This is a genomic window from Thermosynechococcus sp. QS41, assembly GCF_031583515.1.
Taxonomy (GTDB): domain Bacteria; phylum Cyanobacteriota; class Cyanobacteriia; order Thermosynechococcales; family Thermosynechococcaceae; genus Thermosynechococcus.
In genome coordinates this window covers 2,596,395-2,611,696 of record NZ_CP134181.1, presented here as the reverse complement: position 1 = coordinate 2,611,696, position 15,302 = coordinate 2,596,395, and the positions used below count along the sequence as shown (strand labels likewise).

Below are 15,302 nucleotides of genomic sequence, written 5' to 3'. Positions count from 1 at the left end.
CCATGCCCGAACCCGGCGTCGAGGAAACGATTCGCCTCCAGTTTTTGGAAGAGGCGCAGGACTACCTGCAAACGATTGAAGCAGGGATACTGGAACTCTCCCACCAGCCGGGGATGATTGATGCTGTACTGCGGGCGGCTCACTCCATTAAAGGGGGGGCAGCGATGATGGGCTTTATGTCCCTCAGTGAACTGGCGCATCGCCTTGAGGATTTCTTCAAGGTCTTGAAATCGCGCCCCTGCGACGATGTCGAAGTGCAACACCTCCTGCTCAAAGCAGTGGATCAACTGCAAGCAGTCATTACCCTCCATCGCCAAGGCGTGAACCCCAATGAGGGCTGGTGGCGCACCCAAGTCGAGCCACTTTTGAATGAGTTGCACGGACGCTTGGGCGATCCCACGGCGGAGGATGATTTGACGCTCCTCAGTGGCGATGATGGCCAGCAGATGCGGGTGGTTCTCTTTGAAACCGAGGTGGAAGCCTGCCTACAACGCTTGGAAACTGTTCTGGACACCCCCGGCCAACCTTGCCTCAGAGAGGAGCTGGCGATCGCCGCCCAAGAACTGGAAGGCCTCGGACAAATGCTCGAACTGCCTCAATTTGCTGAGTTTTGTGCCTCCGTCAGTGCCTATCTGGAGCAACCCAACTGTGATGTCAGCGCAGCGGGTGCCCACATTGTGCAGCAATGGCGCCGCTGTCAAGCCCTCGTGATGACTGGTCAACTGGAGGCTCTGCCCACCCGCTTGGAAATCCCGGAAACCGCTGACGAAGAAGAGGACGAGGATCAAACCATTATTGATTTACCGCTGGCCAACCTCAATCAAGAATTAGGGGTCGAGGACTTTGCCAGTGCTGAAGTGGAGACCTTCTCCTTAGGTGATTTATTGTCCCCCCCACCCACCCCTACAGCAGCCCCTTCCCCTGCGCCAGAGGCTGAGACCACCCCAGTAACTCCCCAGCCCCAAGAACCCAAGGAAATGACCGTGCGGGTGCCGGGGCATCAGTTGGATCAACTGAGTGATCTGATCGGGGAATTGCTCATTGAGTGTAATGGTCTGGATTTACAACGGGAACGCCTCCATGATCTGCTAGTGGGTCTCAAGCAAAAAGTGCGTGCCCTTGAGCGTGCCAACTTTCGCCTGCGCACAGAGTATGACCGTGTCAGTGCCCCCCATCACTTTAATCCCCAAAATCAGCATGGCTTCGATGTTCTCGAGTTCGATCGCTATACCGATGTGCATCTGCTCTCCCAAGAGGTGATGGAAACCATTGTCCAAGTGCAGGAAATCACCAGCGATTTGGAATTGAGCCTAGAGGACACCGAACGCACTGGCCGTGATCTCAACCGCACCGCCAAGCAACTTCAAGCTCGGTTTACCCAAGTGCGGATGCGCCCCTTTGCGGATCTGGCCAACCGCTATCCTCGCCTAATCCGCGAATTGAGTCGCGAGCATGGTAAAAATGTCAACTTAGAGATTGAGGGCAGCCACGTTCTCATTGACCGCACGGTGTTGAGTGTGTTGGCGGATCCCCTCTTGCACCTTGTCCGCAATGCCTTTGATCACGGAATAGAACCCGCAGAGGAACGCCAAGCCCTTGGTAAGCCCGCAGCGGGAACCATTACCCTAAAGGCGGCCTATCGCGGCAACCAAACCGTTATTACTGTGGCGGATGATGGCCGAGGCCTAAATCCAGAGAAAATTCGGCAAACGGCACGGCGATTGGGCTTAGCCCGCGACTGGTTGGAAACCGCGAGCGATCGCGACCTTTGGCAACTGATTTTTGAGCCGGGCTTTTCAACGGCCTCACAGGTGACCAGCCTCTCCGGGCGCGGTGTTGGCATGGATGTAGTGCGCACCAATCTGCGGCAAATTCGTGGGGACATCCAGATCCACAGTACCCCTGGCCAAGGCACGCGATTTATAATTACAATTCCCTACACCCTCTCAGTGGTACGGGTGCTCTTGGTGGAGGCCGCTGGCATGCTCTTGGCGGTACCCACCGAAGAAATCGAGGAAATGGTGCTGGGCGATCGCTACCCGCCCATCGAAACCCTTGGCTCAACCCTAATTGACTGGGAAGGCTATCTCATTCCTGTAATTGACCTCACCCAGATTTTCCACTTTCAGCGCCCCTATCGTCCCGTGGAAATGGAGGGCGCACCGACGATTAACGAACCAACCCTGATGATTGTCAGTCAAGGGGATAGTGCCCTTGCCCTGCGGGTCGATCGCTATTGGAGCGAGCAGGAAGTCACCATTCGCCAAGTCGAAGGCGAATTAGCCCTGCCCAAGGGTTTTAGTGGCTGCACAATTTTAGGGAATGGCCGCATTGTCCCCCTACTCGATCCCCTTGCCCTCTTTAATTGGTCAGAACAAGAGAGTTCTCATGCCCCTGTGGCTAGCCCCGTTGCCCCTAGCCAAGACACCGTCCTTGTGGTTGATGATTCAGTGAACGTGCGGCGTTTTCTCGCCAGTACCCTCGAAAAAGCCGGCTATCGGGTTGAGCAGGCCAAAGATGGTCAGGAAGCCATTGATAAACTCCAAGGGGGGCTACACGTCAACGCTGTTATCTGCGACATTGAAATGCCCCGCCTCGATGGCTTTGGCGTCCTCACTCAAATTCGCCGCATTCCCCAGTGCCAAAACACCCCCGTCATGATGCTCACCTCCCGCACGGGTCAAAAACATCGCCAACTGGCAGAACGTCTAGGGGCAGCTGCCTACTTTAGCAAACCCTTCCGCGAAAGTGACCTCTTGGCCACCCTTGATCAGTTGATCCGCCATGCTTAAAAGCCGCCGTCGCCGCCAAAGCCAACCCGTTGTTTTAGAGCAGTTCCTGACCTTTATCGTGCGTCAAGAGCAGTTTGCCGTGCCCATGGCACAGGCCTATCGGGTCATTCCTTTACCACCTATTCATGGCGATCCCCACCAGCGGGGGATTGGCCTTGTCACCTATGAAAATCACGAAATTCTAGTCATTGATATTGGCTGCTGTCTCTTTGATGATCCCCTCTCAACCTCAGAAACCCAGAAGCTAAAATTTTTGCTCATTCTCCAGCCCCGCTTAGCAGGGGAATGGCTTGGCCTGCCCCTCATAGAACCCCCCGTGATTGAGCGCATTCCACGGGATGCCATTCATCCCATTCCCAGTAACTATCTCCACTGGGGGAGTATTCACAACGTCAGTTCCCTCATGGTCAGTAGTCAAGAAGATCAGGAGCTACCCCCGATCTTTATCGTTGATATTGAGCAGGTTCTGCACACCCTAAAAACGCGATAACCTGCCTGCATTTCTAGATGGAGGCGCACCAGCCATGACCACGCTGTATGAAACCGACTTTTATAGCTATTCCAATACAGAATGAGATATCATCCAGCACAATACTTGCGAATCACTTCATCAATCGAACAGTTTGACCCTGCATGCCTCCGCGGGTTATCCAATAACTACAAGGGCTGTATTGCAGAAAGCTCTACCCAAATGAGATGCTAACTTCATCCCAACGGCCTGATAGTGCGATTGCCTTCAGTTCATCAATAGACTTAAATTTTCTACCCTGTTTAATTTCTTGAATAATTTTTTCGGCTTCTTTAAGCTCTAACCTCGGAACACTCTTGGCAAGATTCTTAGCGTTTTTATAGGAGTTGATGCGCACAGATTTTTGTGGATTGGGATTAGTCTTTGTCTCTTTAGAGATATACTGCTGCAATTCACTAAATTTTCTTTTCAGATCATCCAATTCTTGGAAAATTTTTTCTAGAAAATTTACAATAGCCTTATTTTGGTCATTTAAGCTCTTCTGTAACTCAGAAAATAATTTCATAGCTGATTGGGAATCTTGATCAACTAAGTTACTTCTCTCTGATTTTTGTGAATAAGAGCCATCATCTTTAGAATTTATTTGCAAGATAGATTTGAATCTTTCTTGGAAGGTTAGAACTTCTTCATCTTCAAGCTCAATTCTTGATGCCCATAATTGATGGATACCCAATTCACGGGCAAATTCAACTATCTCCTTGCCAAAGACCACTTCATACGCTGTCTCACCTTCTGGTGTAGTGACTGGACGAATAATGAGGGGGATGAGGTTGGTTTTATATTTGTCTAAGTCTTCACGGATCAGTTGTGGTGAAGCAGAGAATAAGTCTTTGGGGTAGGTCTCTGGTACTGTCAGATAATCAATATGAATCTGACCCTGATGTGTCTGATGTAAGCCGAGGTGCTTTGAGATGCGATTGGAGTGACTCATACTCTATGATGCCTGAGTAGAAAGATAGCGAGCTAAATTTTCAAATGAAGTCGTTAAATCATCAATCGATTCTTTATCTGATCGATCTAATTCTTCATAAAATTTTCTACTAAATATCGGTTGCTGAGACTCTGTGGCTCGCAACATCACAACTCGGTGTGCAATCCATGTTGATTCGGGTAGAATTTGCACGGTCTGTCTTCCATTGGCTGCTTTTTCAAGAATATTCGACAACTTCTCTTTCATCTCATAGTTAGCTGCCGATGTTGTACGATTATACATACTCACAGCGATTCCAAGGGGTCGAGGCGGAGTTTCCATGGCATCCCTCATGGCCTCAAGGCGGGCTAGAACGTACTCTATTGCCCGTATAGGATAGGGGGCAAATTGCGTCGGTATGAGTACCCCATCAGACGCCATCAAAGCAATGGCATTGACTTTACCAAAGGCGGGTGGTGGATCAATCAGCACAATGTCATAGCCATGATTTTTGAGTTTTCGTTGTAATACCCGATCAATATCAATCGTGCTGATGAGTGCGGGTTCCTTGTCAGCTAGGCGAATGTGGGCGGGAACAATGTCAAGGTGTAGGTTGCCCCAAGCTCTTTGATAGACCACATCTTCTAGGCCAACCTTTGGCTCTAGCAATAGGTCAGCAATATCCTTCTTGCCTTGCTCTTCTACATCTTTGAGGGGGTTAATGCCGACGCCAATGGTTAAGTTGGACTGTGGGTCAATATCAATCAAGAGAACTCGCTTACCCATCGTGGCAAAGGCAGCACCAAGATTGAGGGTTAGCGTTGTTTTGCCAACGCCCCCCTTGTGATTAAAGACGGTAATAATCATGGGTGACTCCTGAGAAGCGGTTGAGGAGATAGAAAAACTCTTTGCAAGTGCCTTTTCAAAATAATGATAGACTTTGAGCCTTTGCTGGGTTAAGGCAGTCACTAGAGCAGCGGCTGCAGAGCGGTGTAAAATTTTAGTCAGTTTCTGAATGGTTTGTTTATCGAGGATCCCTGAAGCACATGTCACCGGCTGAAGTGGTTCTCTAAGGGGATTTTGATACAAAAGGTGGTATTCTCGGCCATTGGTGAGTAACCCAAAAACAGCCTGCGCTGCTTCCATGTAATACCTCAATTGCTGGCCACCCGTCAGCCGGGACTGCGCTGGGGGTTTCACCTCAATGATCAGATAGTTCAGGGGGCGATCGCCCGCCATCGGTAAGGTCACCAAAAAATCAGGGTAGCCCTTTCCAATTCGAGGTTTGGCTTGATACTCAGAAGACTGATAGCCCCACTGCTTGAGCAACGGTAGGATAATTTTCTGTTCCGTATTTGCTTCATTACCCATGGGAAGCCGCTATGCAGGGAGCGCGCTCAGAGGCACATCCAACAAAATTATCCTTGACAACAATAAGCAATTCAATTTGTTAACAAATTTTTATAATGTGATCTAAATATGATAAGTGCATGGTGATTCTCCCTTAAGCCAAGCGTGCCAGCCAGTCTGGCATTTCCCACTCCAGTATATTTTTGGGGGTTTGAAGCATGACTTCTTCATACTCTGGATTGAATTGATAGTCACCTGCGATCAACTGCTGAGCATCGTGACTGAGTAACTCTTCAAAGGAATTAGCAAGAACTTCATAGCTACAGTTTTCGTCACAAACCTCGATCATCTGCCCGATCGTCCCTGTGGGCGCGGGGTCAAGGTCAATGTATCGCAGAATGTCACCATTCATACAAGTAATTGGAATCCAGTGGGGATGATAAATCAACGGTTTCACCGCCCCTTTGATAAAAATAACTTGGGAAGCCACCCGACTCTTCCAAAAGGAAATGCTAAAGAAATCAGGGTCTTGGCAACTGCGGCCAATGTCTTGATCGAGTTCGTATTGCTGCCAAAGACACTCAAAACTCTGAAAACTGGTACAGAAGAGAATCGCATCCCCTTCATGTACGCCACATTTCAGAAAAGAGCTGTCGCACAATAGCAATAGATGCTTGAGGTGAAGCAGATGCCCTCTCTACGTTATCTCGATGCTTTGGAGTATGCCGCTGTTCTGCATCGTGAACAAACGCGCAAGGGATCAAATGTGCCCTATATTTCCCACTTAGTCGCAGTATCAATGATCGCCCTTGAGTATGGTGCCGATGAGGATGTGGCGATCGCCAGCTTGCTCCATGATGCTGTTGAAGATCAAGGGGGACTGCTGACCCTAGAGGCTATTCGTGAGCGTTATGGCGATCGCGTTGCTGCAATTGTCCGCGCCTGTTCTGATTCAGTGGCCAATACCCTAGAAGGAGATGCAAAATTGCCTTGGGCAACTCGCAAACTAGCCTATATCAAACACATCCAACAGGGCACCACTGCCGATCGCGACACTCAACTGGTCTCCGCCAGTGATAAATTGCACAACCTACTGTGCATTCTTAGAGACTATGGCAACATTGGTGGTGATGTTTGGGCACGTTTTCGGGCGGGTCGAGAGGGGGTTCTTTGGTACTACCGCGAGTTGATTGCTGCCTTTGAGGGTGCTCATCTTATTCCTCTAGGCCTGTTAGAGCAGTTGCAACACACCTACCAAGAACTGACCCGTGCCGTTGTGAGTCGGGAGGGCTTTGTGCTGCCGTCTAGTTATGTGCCTATGGTATAGGCCAAGGGTGGTGCTTCCCTAGAGTCTCCGCAGGAGTAGTATCATGAAAGCAATTTCAAGCCCACTGGCGTCACCAAGTTAGGAGCATCAATCAATGGATGGCTTTTGGGAAAATGTCCTGCGCTACCAACGGTATTTTGTTACGGTTCTATTGGGCGTAGTGTGGAATGTCGTTGAGCCATTGGTGCCTCTTTTGAAGCGTCCGCTGAGCGCGATCGCCCTTATTGGCCTCATGGTGGGACTCCTCACATTTGTGGCATTGACGTTACGCGCAATGTTGGGTTTAACCGCTGCATAAGGTGGCACGATGACCTCTTCCCTGCCCATCAAGGCACAAATTGACCTGATTTTGCTGAGTCTCGAAGCCTTGGCTCATGTGGGTTCGGCAGAGGTACTAGCATTGGCAGAAGCCATGGGGTTTGAGGCCTATTTGCCCGATCGCGTGGGGTTATGGCGACTGCGGCAATCAAGTCCCCTGCGGCGAGGTCGTAATGGGCGACGCAAATTGGATGTGGATGAAGCCCGTGCCTTGGCTTTGATCTGCACCCGCTTAGCGCAGCAACACCAGCAAACCATCCGCACCGCCATTGAACGCTGGCAACAGCAGACGAGTCAAGGTCGCCCGCCCCACTTAGAACCCATTCTCGGGGATTACATTGACCGCTTCATCAATTTGTATCAAGAGCGAATGGCCGACAACAGCAGCGACGGTCGTGAATTGGCACAACTAGCCTTAGATTTACTCGTGGATTTGCTCTTTTACAGTACGCCCCAAGGGGCACGTCGCCTTTGGATCACCCTGCTAGAACGCACTACTCCCGCGCCCCCCTCACTATCGTTGGTGGAACCTGAACCAATACCTGCACCAGCTCCTGAATTGCCCACCCTGTTTCCCCATTCCGATGTCTAATGAGTACCACCCTCAGCTACTCTCAACCCACCTGCCAATTGGATGTTGCTGCTGAATTTTTGCCCTTCAGTCAGAAGCTGCGCCGTGCGCCGGTGCGATCGCTCCACTTTACACTGGCTGTCGGAGAAAAACTCTGCTTTGAGGGCAACGATCGCCAGCTCTATCAACTCAAAACCCTAGTCAACGAGTATATTGAGGCTTTCCTGAGTCATCACCAAATACCGACAGAAGTAACCGCAGAGGGCTTTGTCCTGCGATCGCGATCGCCCCTCGAACATGAACTCCATCTACCCGATGGGCGGGTAATTCTTCTGCAACTGACAGAACTATACGATTTGGTGACGGTTCTTGATGACTGGTCTGCCGTGATGGAGCCGTTGCCGGAACTGGTGGAGCGCGCCCAATCAACTGTTGCTCAAATCCCAATCTGGGTCAAAAGTGCAGCGGTGGCCGTGGGTGTGGTTGCTGCCTTCACCCTTGTTACCCAACGCTGGCTCATCCCTCCCGCTTCAATGGTCGTCACTTCCTCTGAGGCCACCCGTGAGGAACCTAACTTGCCTCCCCTAGCGATGCCATCCCCTTTGCCAGAATTGCCAGAACCTGCGGAAACCCCACAACTGGCTCCCCTACCTAGCCCGCCGCCAGCTGCCCCTGAAACATCTACCCTTGTGCCGCTGCCCTCACCGCCAGAAATGCCGCCCCCAGCGATCGTGCCACCCCCGCCCCCTGTTGCCCAAGAGGCACCTCCCCCGCAACCCCCTGATCAAAATAACGTGGTGGTGCAAGCTCCCGCTGGCCGCGCGCCCGCCGGTATTGAACCTGCCCCAATGATCACCCCTCCAGCCGAAACCACCCCCGTCCCTGCAACCACCCTGCGGGAGGTGAAAACCTATTTTCAAGACCGTTGGCGCCCACCGGCTAGTTTAGACACGAGTTTGGAATACCGCATTGTGCTCAACCCCGATGGCACCCTTGCTCAAGCGCTGCCCCTCAATGGTGCAGCCGTTCGCTTTATTGATCGCACGCCCATTCCACTGCGGGAAAGTCCTCTAGCGAGTCCCTTGGGGGGCGATCGCCCGATTTTACTGCGGTTAGTGTTGATGCCCTCTGGAAGCGTGCAAGTGTTTGGTGAAAATTGATGTTCTATGAGGCACTTGAAGAGACGACGGGGGTAATCGTCGCAATTTCCTGCAAGCGTTTCTTGACTTCGGCGGCGTTGGGATAGCGTTCCCGAAGATCAGGATGGGTCAAGCAGTTAATTAAATCCACCATCAGTGGATCCAAATGGGGAATGTCCTCGGCATAGAGACGATATTCACGGGTGCCCCAGCGGAAATAGGTTTCCGGTTCATAGCCCGTGAGCAAGTACACCATCGTTGCCCCCAAGGCAAATAGATCGGAAGCGGGTTCGGGTTTTCCCTCCTGCTGTTCTGGCGCCGAATAGCCCACTGTCCCAATAAATGTCCCTGAGTCAGAGGTTAAGACGGATGCTTTGCCCCAGCCCACAAGCACGAGTTCTGTTGTTTCCCGTTTAACGTAGGGATGAATGAGATTGGAGGGACGAATGTGTAAATGCAACACAGGGGGGTCTTGCTGGTGCAGCACCTCAAGCAATTCACACACAGGAATCAGCCAACGACTGACCTCAATCACGTTCATTGGCCCTTGATCCTGAATCCGCTGTTTTAGGGATTGGCCATAGATCATTTCTGAGACCAAGTAGGAATCGCTGCCGCACTGAAAGGCCTCCCAAAACTGGGGTAAGACCGGATGCTCGATTTTGCACAATTGCCGCGCTTGGCGCTGAAAGGCACGGATTTCGTTGCGTGACGCCGCAAGACTATGTCCCTTAATCACCGCCGTTAAGCCACTGCGCCAGCCCAAATAAATGTTGCTTTGACCAAGGGCACGAATAATCTGGTAGTTGCCGAGGGTTTTCCAGACGCGCAGAGGCACACCGCAGTCAATGCAAAAAACATCGTTCTCTTGGGCATGGTTGTGCTGGCAATCGGGGGGAGCACGCCACTCGCTGAGTAAATGAACCGGTAGTTGGCCTGTCACCGCAAACTCAGCCTCTTCCTCCTCTTGGGCGGTGGCACTGCTACTACTGGTGGTGGGGGTGCTTTCTTCAGCACGGGAGGTGGGTTCGGCGGCTGTACCGATGGCTTCTTCTTCCCCTGAATAGGTGCCCTTCTCAACATCCACCAAGCGACCTTCGGGCACCGTTTCCATGCGGGCATTGGGAGTGGCGGGACGCTGATCAGAACCGAGGCGAATTTGAATATTGGGTCCAGAGCGAGCCAAACGCAGGATGCCACCATCCATCAAGGTTGCCTGTTGAATACGTTTGCCATCCAAATAGGTGCCGTTGGTGCCAAGATTGACCACTTCCCATTGCAAGCCATTACGACGGAGTTCCACATGGTGACGCGACACCACCGCGCTATAGAGCACGACGTGATTATCGACTGCTCGGCCAATACGGATGACATTTTCATTCTCAAAGGTCCAGCTTTGGACTGGGGTGGCTTGAACGGGATGGAGTAATGTCAATGTAATCACGTTGTCTAACCGCCTCTTCGTACCTGAATACACTCTAAAGAACTAGGAGATGCGTTCATAGATAAAAGTGACTAAATCCCCCTTGCCTAGGGCAATGCGATCGCCCGATTGTAGGCGGTGACGATTGCCCGGATAAAGGGGAGTATTGTTAATGTAAGTTCCATTAGCACTTCCCACATCTTCAATATAGTGGGCATTCCCCTCAATCCGCAGATCTGCGTGGATACGGGAGACAATTTCTGAGTTGGGAAAGCCAGCCACATCAATATCGGGGGGAATCCGATCATTGGGCTTGCCAATATGAATGACGGGACGCCCTGTGGGAATTTGCAGTTCTGTGCGAGTTTGCACATGAATCAGCTTGGCTTCAATGGTGGCAATCTCAACGGAGAAGACATGGGCCGGTGGTGGGGGCGGCGGGGGTAGCGTTGTCAGGCGGCCTTGATGGGCAACGGCTTCCACGGTTGGTGCAGCACTGGCTGTGTGTTGCATTACCTCTGGCATTGGGGGTGCACTGACGGCAAGGCGACGCAGATTGAAACCACACTGGCCACAAAAACTAGCGTCTGGTTGAACTGGGGCACCGCAATTTGGACAAGGAGTCATACTGGGCATGGGCGAAAAGCACGCTTCACATTGAACAGCACCAACGGGATTGGGATGGAAACACTCGGAACAGATCATCATAGAAATGATGTCCTATGCCACTGCCGATCCAACCAACCTAAGATTAAGGTACCCATCGTTTCTCTCTACTTCCCAGAGTAAAGCTAAAAAAGCTAGCTGCCTCTATATTTAGGTTAGCTTTTACACCCCAATTCTATACGGGTTCATTGCCAAACTGCTGCTCAGTGAGAATGATTAGAAACGACCACTGACATAATCGCAGGTTAAGGGATGCTGTGGCCTTTGAAAAAGTAAGCGCGTGGGAGCGTACTCAATCAGTTGACCCACTGTCTGTCCCTGAGGATTGGTTTGCAGGGCTAAAAAGGCTGTCCAGTCGGAAATCCGCGCTGCTTGTCGTAGGTGATGGGTTGCCATGATCAGGGTGTAGGTTTGTTTGAGGTGGCACAGACACTCCTCCATGCGGCGGGTCGCAGTAGTATCAAGCCCCCTGCAGGGGTCATCCAGTAACAGAATCTCCGGTTGCAGGGCGATCGCCCGCGCCAGACAAAGGCGTTGTTGCTGCTCTAGGGATAGCTCTAGTGCCGGCTCGCCCAAATGATTCTTCAGAGTTTGCCACAGATTCACCTGTTCCAAGGAAGATTGCACAAGGGCATCGAGATCCCCTTGATAGCCATGCACCCGAGCACCAAAGGCGACATTTTCATAGATTGATTTTGGAAAGAGACTCGGTCTGCTGAAAATCATCGGCATACGAGAGCGCAGTTGCGATGCATGCCACTCCTTGAGGGCGTGCTGCCGATAGTGAATTTCGCCAGTCACATGGAGATGCGGAAAAAGTTCAATAAAGCGGTTCAAACAGCTTAACAGTAAGCTCTTGCCAGACCCAGAGGCACCGATCAAGGTCACCAGTTGGCGCGGCTGAATCGTGAGGCTGACATCGCTGAGCAGCGGTTGATTGCGGTAAAACACGCTCAGTTGGCGTACCTCAAGGAGAGTATGTTGGCCAACGGCAAGCGGGTCAACAGCAGTCATCGGCAGGACTTGGGCAGAGGCGTCACTACCACTCTAAACAGTAATGTTGGCCTACAGCTTAGCGTTCCTGAAGCTCCTCAGGGGAGGGACTCGTGGGGGGAACGACTGGTGCTGGTAATGGCTCAGGAAGACTGCGCTGGGCGATACGCTCAAAGCCGTGCAGAATCACATAAAAACAGGGAATAAGAAAGAGGGTGAGCAGTGTTGCCACAGCCAAGCCAGAAAACACAACAATGCCAAGGGGCTGCAAAAATTCTGAGCCTTCACCTAGCCCTAATGCCAAGGGGAACATCCCCACCACCGTTGTAATCGTGGTCATCATAATCGGGCGCAGACGGGCAGGGGCAGCTTTGCGAATGGCTTGGCTACGGCTACAGCCCTCCTGTCGGTAAATCTCATTCGCCAACTCCACCATGATGATGGCATTGTTGACGACAATCCCCACAAGCAAAATGGCACCGACAATGACCGTGGCGCCAATGGCCGTCCGTGTCAGGTACAAGCCCCAAATGCCACCGGCCAAGGCCAAGGGAATGGTAAACATAATCACTAGGGGGTCAAGCAGCGAATTGTACTGTACCGCCATGACCACAAACACGAGAAAGGCCGCCAAACTACCCAAGACCACTAAGGCCTGTTGCAATTGCTGATTGGCTTGAGCCGCCGTACTTGGCATCAGGGACACCCCCGGCGGAAACTCCAGATCGTTGAGAATGTCATTCACCTGAGCAAGGGCAGCACTGAGACTAGCGCCTTCAACAAGATTGCCCGCTAGCATAAAGACCTGCTGCTGGTTAATGCGGCGGATTTCACCGGGGGCTTGACTGGGTTCGATGCGAGCGACATCCCCAAGGCGGAGGGGACGGTTATTGGCGGTAAAAAGGGGAATCGTTGTCAGGTCAGCGGGCGTTTGAATGCTTTCACTGTCCAGTTGGACACGAATATCCACTAGGCGATCGCCCCGTTGCAGGCGGGTGGGCACAAACCCCTCCAAGGCGGTTTGAATCGTCTGGCCAAGGTTGAGGGTATTCAGCCCCAGTTCACTGACGCGCTCCCAATCCGGCAGAATTGCAATTTCTGGCTGGCGAGGATCTACATCGGGACGAAAGCGCACCAATGTGGCCTTTTCATCAAGGACTTGGAGGACTTGGCGACCAAAGCGGTTGAGGGTCTGCTCATCACTGCCCCGCAGCATCACATCCACATCGGCACCGCGTACAGGTGAGTTGGTGAGAATAATGCCGCGCACTTGGCCGGGACTCAAGCGCAGCCGCACCCCCACGAGGTTAAGTTGATCAAGGGCTTTTGTTGCTTCTGTAATGTAGCGATCCACATTCACCCCACGCCGTAGAATGATGTTGCTATTAGCTCGCAGCGGATTGGCAATTGTATTCGTGCCAAAGAGGGCACCCCCCGTTGTGGTAAAGACGGCCTCTGTGCCCGGTTGTGCCATCAGCATCTGATCCACTGCCGCCATGACCCGCCGACTGGTGGGCAGGGGGGTTCCCGGTGGAAAAATGGCCATGAGGTTGACTTGACCCGTATTAATGCGCGGCAGCAGTTCTTGGGGAATTTGCTGAGCCAAAAGCCAACTGCCTCCCCCTAGAAGGGCGATCGCCAGCCCCACCACCAGCCAGCGTGCCCGTAGCACCTGCCCCAAGGCCCATTCATACCGCCCCGTCAGCCAGAGGAACTTTTCATTAAAAAGGCGAATAAACGCGACCTGCCGTAGGCGATTTTGCACCGGCACCCCCAAAAGGCGGGAGGCCAAGGCCGGCACGACCGTGAGTGCCACCAGCAGCGATGCGGCAACCGCAAAACTAATCGTTAGAATCAACTCATTAAAGAGCAGCGCAATCAAGCCCCCCAGCAACAAAAAGGGCAAAATAGCGACCAAGTTAGTGAGGGTAGAGGCCAAAAGCGCTGATTCGATGCCTTGGCTACGCCGTTTTACCTCCTCAAGGTACTGTTCTTGGCTCATGTGGTGGGGGTCAATATCCGCCAAGGTTTCCAACATCACAATGGCGTTATCCACAACGATGCCAACCCCAAGGGCGAGTCCACCCAAGCTAAACACATTGAGGGAGAAGTTAAATAGCCCCATCAGCAACATCGCGGCCATCGTTGACAGGGGAATGGCCAGCAAAATAATCAGGGTTTGCCGCACCGAGCCAAGGAACAGCAGCACCGCGATCGCCGCCAACAGGGTTCCCGTCAGGCCTGCCGTGATCACATTATTCAAGGAGTTGCGGATATAAACCGACTCATCAAGGACAGGAATGATCTGCGCATCGCGGGGCACGAGATTGGCTGCCTGTAACTCGGCTAAACGGCGCTTGATACCATCAGCCACTTCCACCGTATTGGCTTCCGGCTGCTTAAGAATACTGACTTTGACGGCAGGTTGGCCATTGAGAGTCACAAATACCCGTTGCTCGGCACTGCCATCCACCACTTGCGCCACATCCCGCAGATAGACCCGCTGACCATTGGCACCCGTCAGCATCACCTCCTCAATTTCACCGGCATTGCGAAACCGTCCCACTGTACGGGTTAGGGGTTCTGCCGTTTGGCCGCGAATGCGTCCCCCTGAGACATCTTGGTTGCGATCGCTCAAAGCAGTTAAAACTTGATTTAGCCCCACCCCCGTGGCCTGCAATCGATCCAGATCCACAAGAATTCGCACTTCTTCGGTTGTCCCCCCAGAGACATCGACTCCCGCCACGCCGGGGACAACACTCAGCTCTCGATCCAAATCTTCGTCGGCAAAGACCCGTAACTCACGGCCACTGAGGGTTTCTGAGGTTAGGGCAAACTCATAGACCGGCAATTGCGACGGATCAAACTTAAAGAGGCGCGGCGACTCAATAATATCCGGCAACCTACTGCGGGCACGGTTAAAAGCAGCAGTGGCTTCATTTAAGGCTTGATCGACATCGCCACCGGGTTCAAAAAATAAATCAATACTGACTTGACCTTCGCGGGTTTGGGAATAGACCTGCACCACCCCCTCCGTGCGACTCAGGGCTTCCTCAAGGGGCTTGGTCACCTCCTCAACAGCAACACTAGGCACCACGCCCGGAATATCCAGCCGTACCCCAATGCGCGGGTACGTAATCGCCGGCAACAAATCCACTTGCAGCCGCATGAGAATAAAGACCGCCAACACAATGACAGTCAGGGTCAGCATCAGGGTGCCGATGTGGCGGGTCACCGCCAAGCCGCTAAAACTAAACCGTGGGGAGGTCATACAAGTTTAACTG

General features: G+C 52.3%; 13 protein-coding genes. 6 read left to right on the top strand and 7 right to left on the bottom strand.

Going from position 1 to position 15,302, the window contains the following annotated elements; all coding sequences use genetic code 11:
* Positions 1–2 precede the first annotated feature (2 nt).
* Together RHJ80_RS12835 and RHJ80_RS12830 are read left to right on the top strand one after the other, a co-directional pair.
* Positions 3–2,792: a hybrid sensor histidine kinase/response regulator gene (locus tag RHJ80_RS12835; RefSeq protein WP_310801167.1), complete on the top strand. Its 2,790-nt coding sequence runs from the start codon at positions 3–5 to the stop codon at positions 2,790–2,792.
* On the top strand, positions 2,785–3,282 hold the full coding sequence (locus RHJ80_RS12830) for a chemotaxis protein CheW (protein ID WP_310801166.1): 498 nt from the start codon (positions 2,785–2,787) through the stop codon (positions 3,280–3,282). Before RHJ80_RS12835 ends, RHJ80_RS12830 begins: the two co-directional genes overlap by 8 nt.
* 193 nt (positions 3,283–3,475) lie before the next feature.
* Here the strand turns inward: RHJ80_RS12830 and RHJ80_RS12825 are convergent, their stop codons facing one another.
* The 3 genes from RHJ80_RS12825 to RHJ80_RS12815 all read right to left on the bottom strand — a co-directional run bounded on the left by RHJ80_RS12825 (position 3,476) and on the right by RHJ80_RS12815 (position 6,242).
* Complete coding sequence (locus RHJ80_RS12825; protein ID WP_310801165.1) at positions 3,476–4,252, bottom strand: hypothetical protein; 777 nt, start codon at positions 4,250–4,252, stop codon at positions 3,476–3,478.
* A 3-nt stretch (positions 4,253–4,255) separates the two neighbouring features.
* Complete coding sequence (locus RHJ80_RS12820; RefSeq protein ID WP_310801164.1) at positions 4,256–5,602, bottom strand: AAA family ATPase; 1,347 nt, start codon at positions 5,600–5,602, stop codon at positions 4,256–4,258.
* 133 nt (positions 5,603–5,735) lie between these two features.
* Positions 5,736–6,242 (bottom strand): SMI1/KNR4 family protein, encoded by a 507-nt coding sequence (locus tag RHJ80_RS12815; RefSeq protein WP_310801163.1) that lies wholly within the window; start codon positions 6,240–6,242, stop codon positions 5,736–5,738.
* 27 nt (positions 6,243–6,269) lie between these two features.
* Between RHJ80_RS12815 and RHJ80_RS12810 the strand changes: the two genes are divergently transcribed.
* The 4 genes from RHJ80_RS12810 to RHJ80_RS12795 all read left to right on the top strand — a co-directional run bounded on the left by RHJ80_RS12810 (position 6,270) and on the right by RHJ80_RS12795 (position 8,957).
* A complete protein-coding gene (locus RHJ80_RS12810) occupies positions 6,270–6,908 on the top strand; it encodes an HD domain-containing protein (protein ID WP_149821309.1) in 639 nt (212 codons plus the stop codon).
* Between the two features lie 94 nt (positions 6,909–7,002).
* Positions 7,003–7,206: a DUF751 family protein gene (locus tag RHJ80_RS12805; protein ID WP_149821311.1), complete on the top strand. Its 204-nt coding sequence runs from the start codon at positions 7,003–7,005 to the stop codon at positions 7,204–7,206.
* Positions 7,207–7,215: 9 nt separating this feature from the next.
* On the top strand, positions 7,216–7,818 hold the full coding sequence (locus RHJ80_RS12800) for a DUF3038 domain-containing protein (RefSeq protein ID WP_310801162.1): 603 nt from the start codon (positions 7,216–7,218) through the stop codon (positions 7,816–7,818).
* Positions 7,818–8,957, top strand: coding sequence for a DUF4335 domain-containing protein (locus RHJ80_RS12795; RefSeq protein WP_310801161.1), 1,140 nt, complete (start codon positions 7,818–7,820; stop codon positions 8,955–8,957). Before RHJ80_RS12800 ends, RHJ80_RS12795 begins: the two co-directional genes overlap by 1 nt.
* 4 nt (positions 8,958–8,961) lie before the next feature.
* On the opposite strand, the gene RHJ80_RS12790 is transcribed toward RHJ80_RS12795, so the two are convergent.
* The 4 genes from RHJ80_RS12790 to RHJ80_RS12770 all read right to left on the bottom strand — a co-directional run bounded on the left by RHJ80_RS12790 (position 8,962) and on the right by RHJ80_RS12770 (position 15,289).
* Entirely contained in the window at positions 8,962–10,380 is a 1,419-nt protein-coding gene (locus RHJ80_RS12790) for a protein kinase domain-containing protein (RefSeq protein ID WP_310801160.1), read from the bottom strand.
* A 42-nt stretch (positions 10,381–10,422) separates the two neighbouring features.
* Complete coding sequence (locus RHJ80_RS12785; RefSeq protein WP_302677331.1) at positions 10,423–11,067, bottom strand: FHA domain-containing protein; 645 nt, start codon at positions 11,065–11,067, stop codon at positions 10,423–10,425.
* 174 nt (positions 11,068–11,241) lie between these two features.
* Positions 11,242–12,039, bottom strand: coding sequence for an ATP-binding cassette domain-containing protein (locus RHJ80_RS12775; protein ID WP_310801159.1), 798 nt, complete (start codon positions 12,037–12,039; stop codon positions 11,242–11,244).
* A gap of 58 nt (positions 12,040–12,097) precedes the next feature.
* Positions 12,098–15,289, bottom strand: coding sequence for an efflux RND transporter permease subunit (locus RHJ80_RS12770; RefSeq protein ID WP_310801158.1), 3,192 nt, complete (start codon positions 15,287–15,289; stop codon positions 12,098–12,100).
* Between the last annotated feature and the right edge of the window lie 13 nt (positions 15,290–15,302).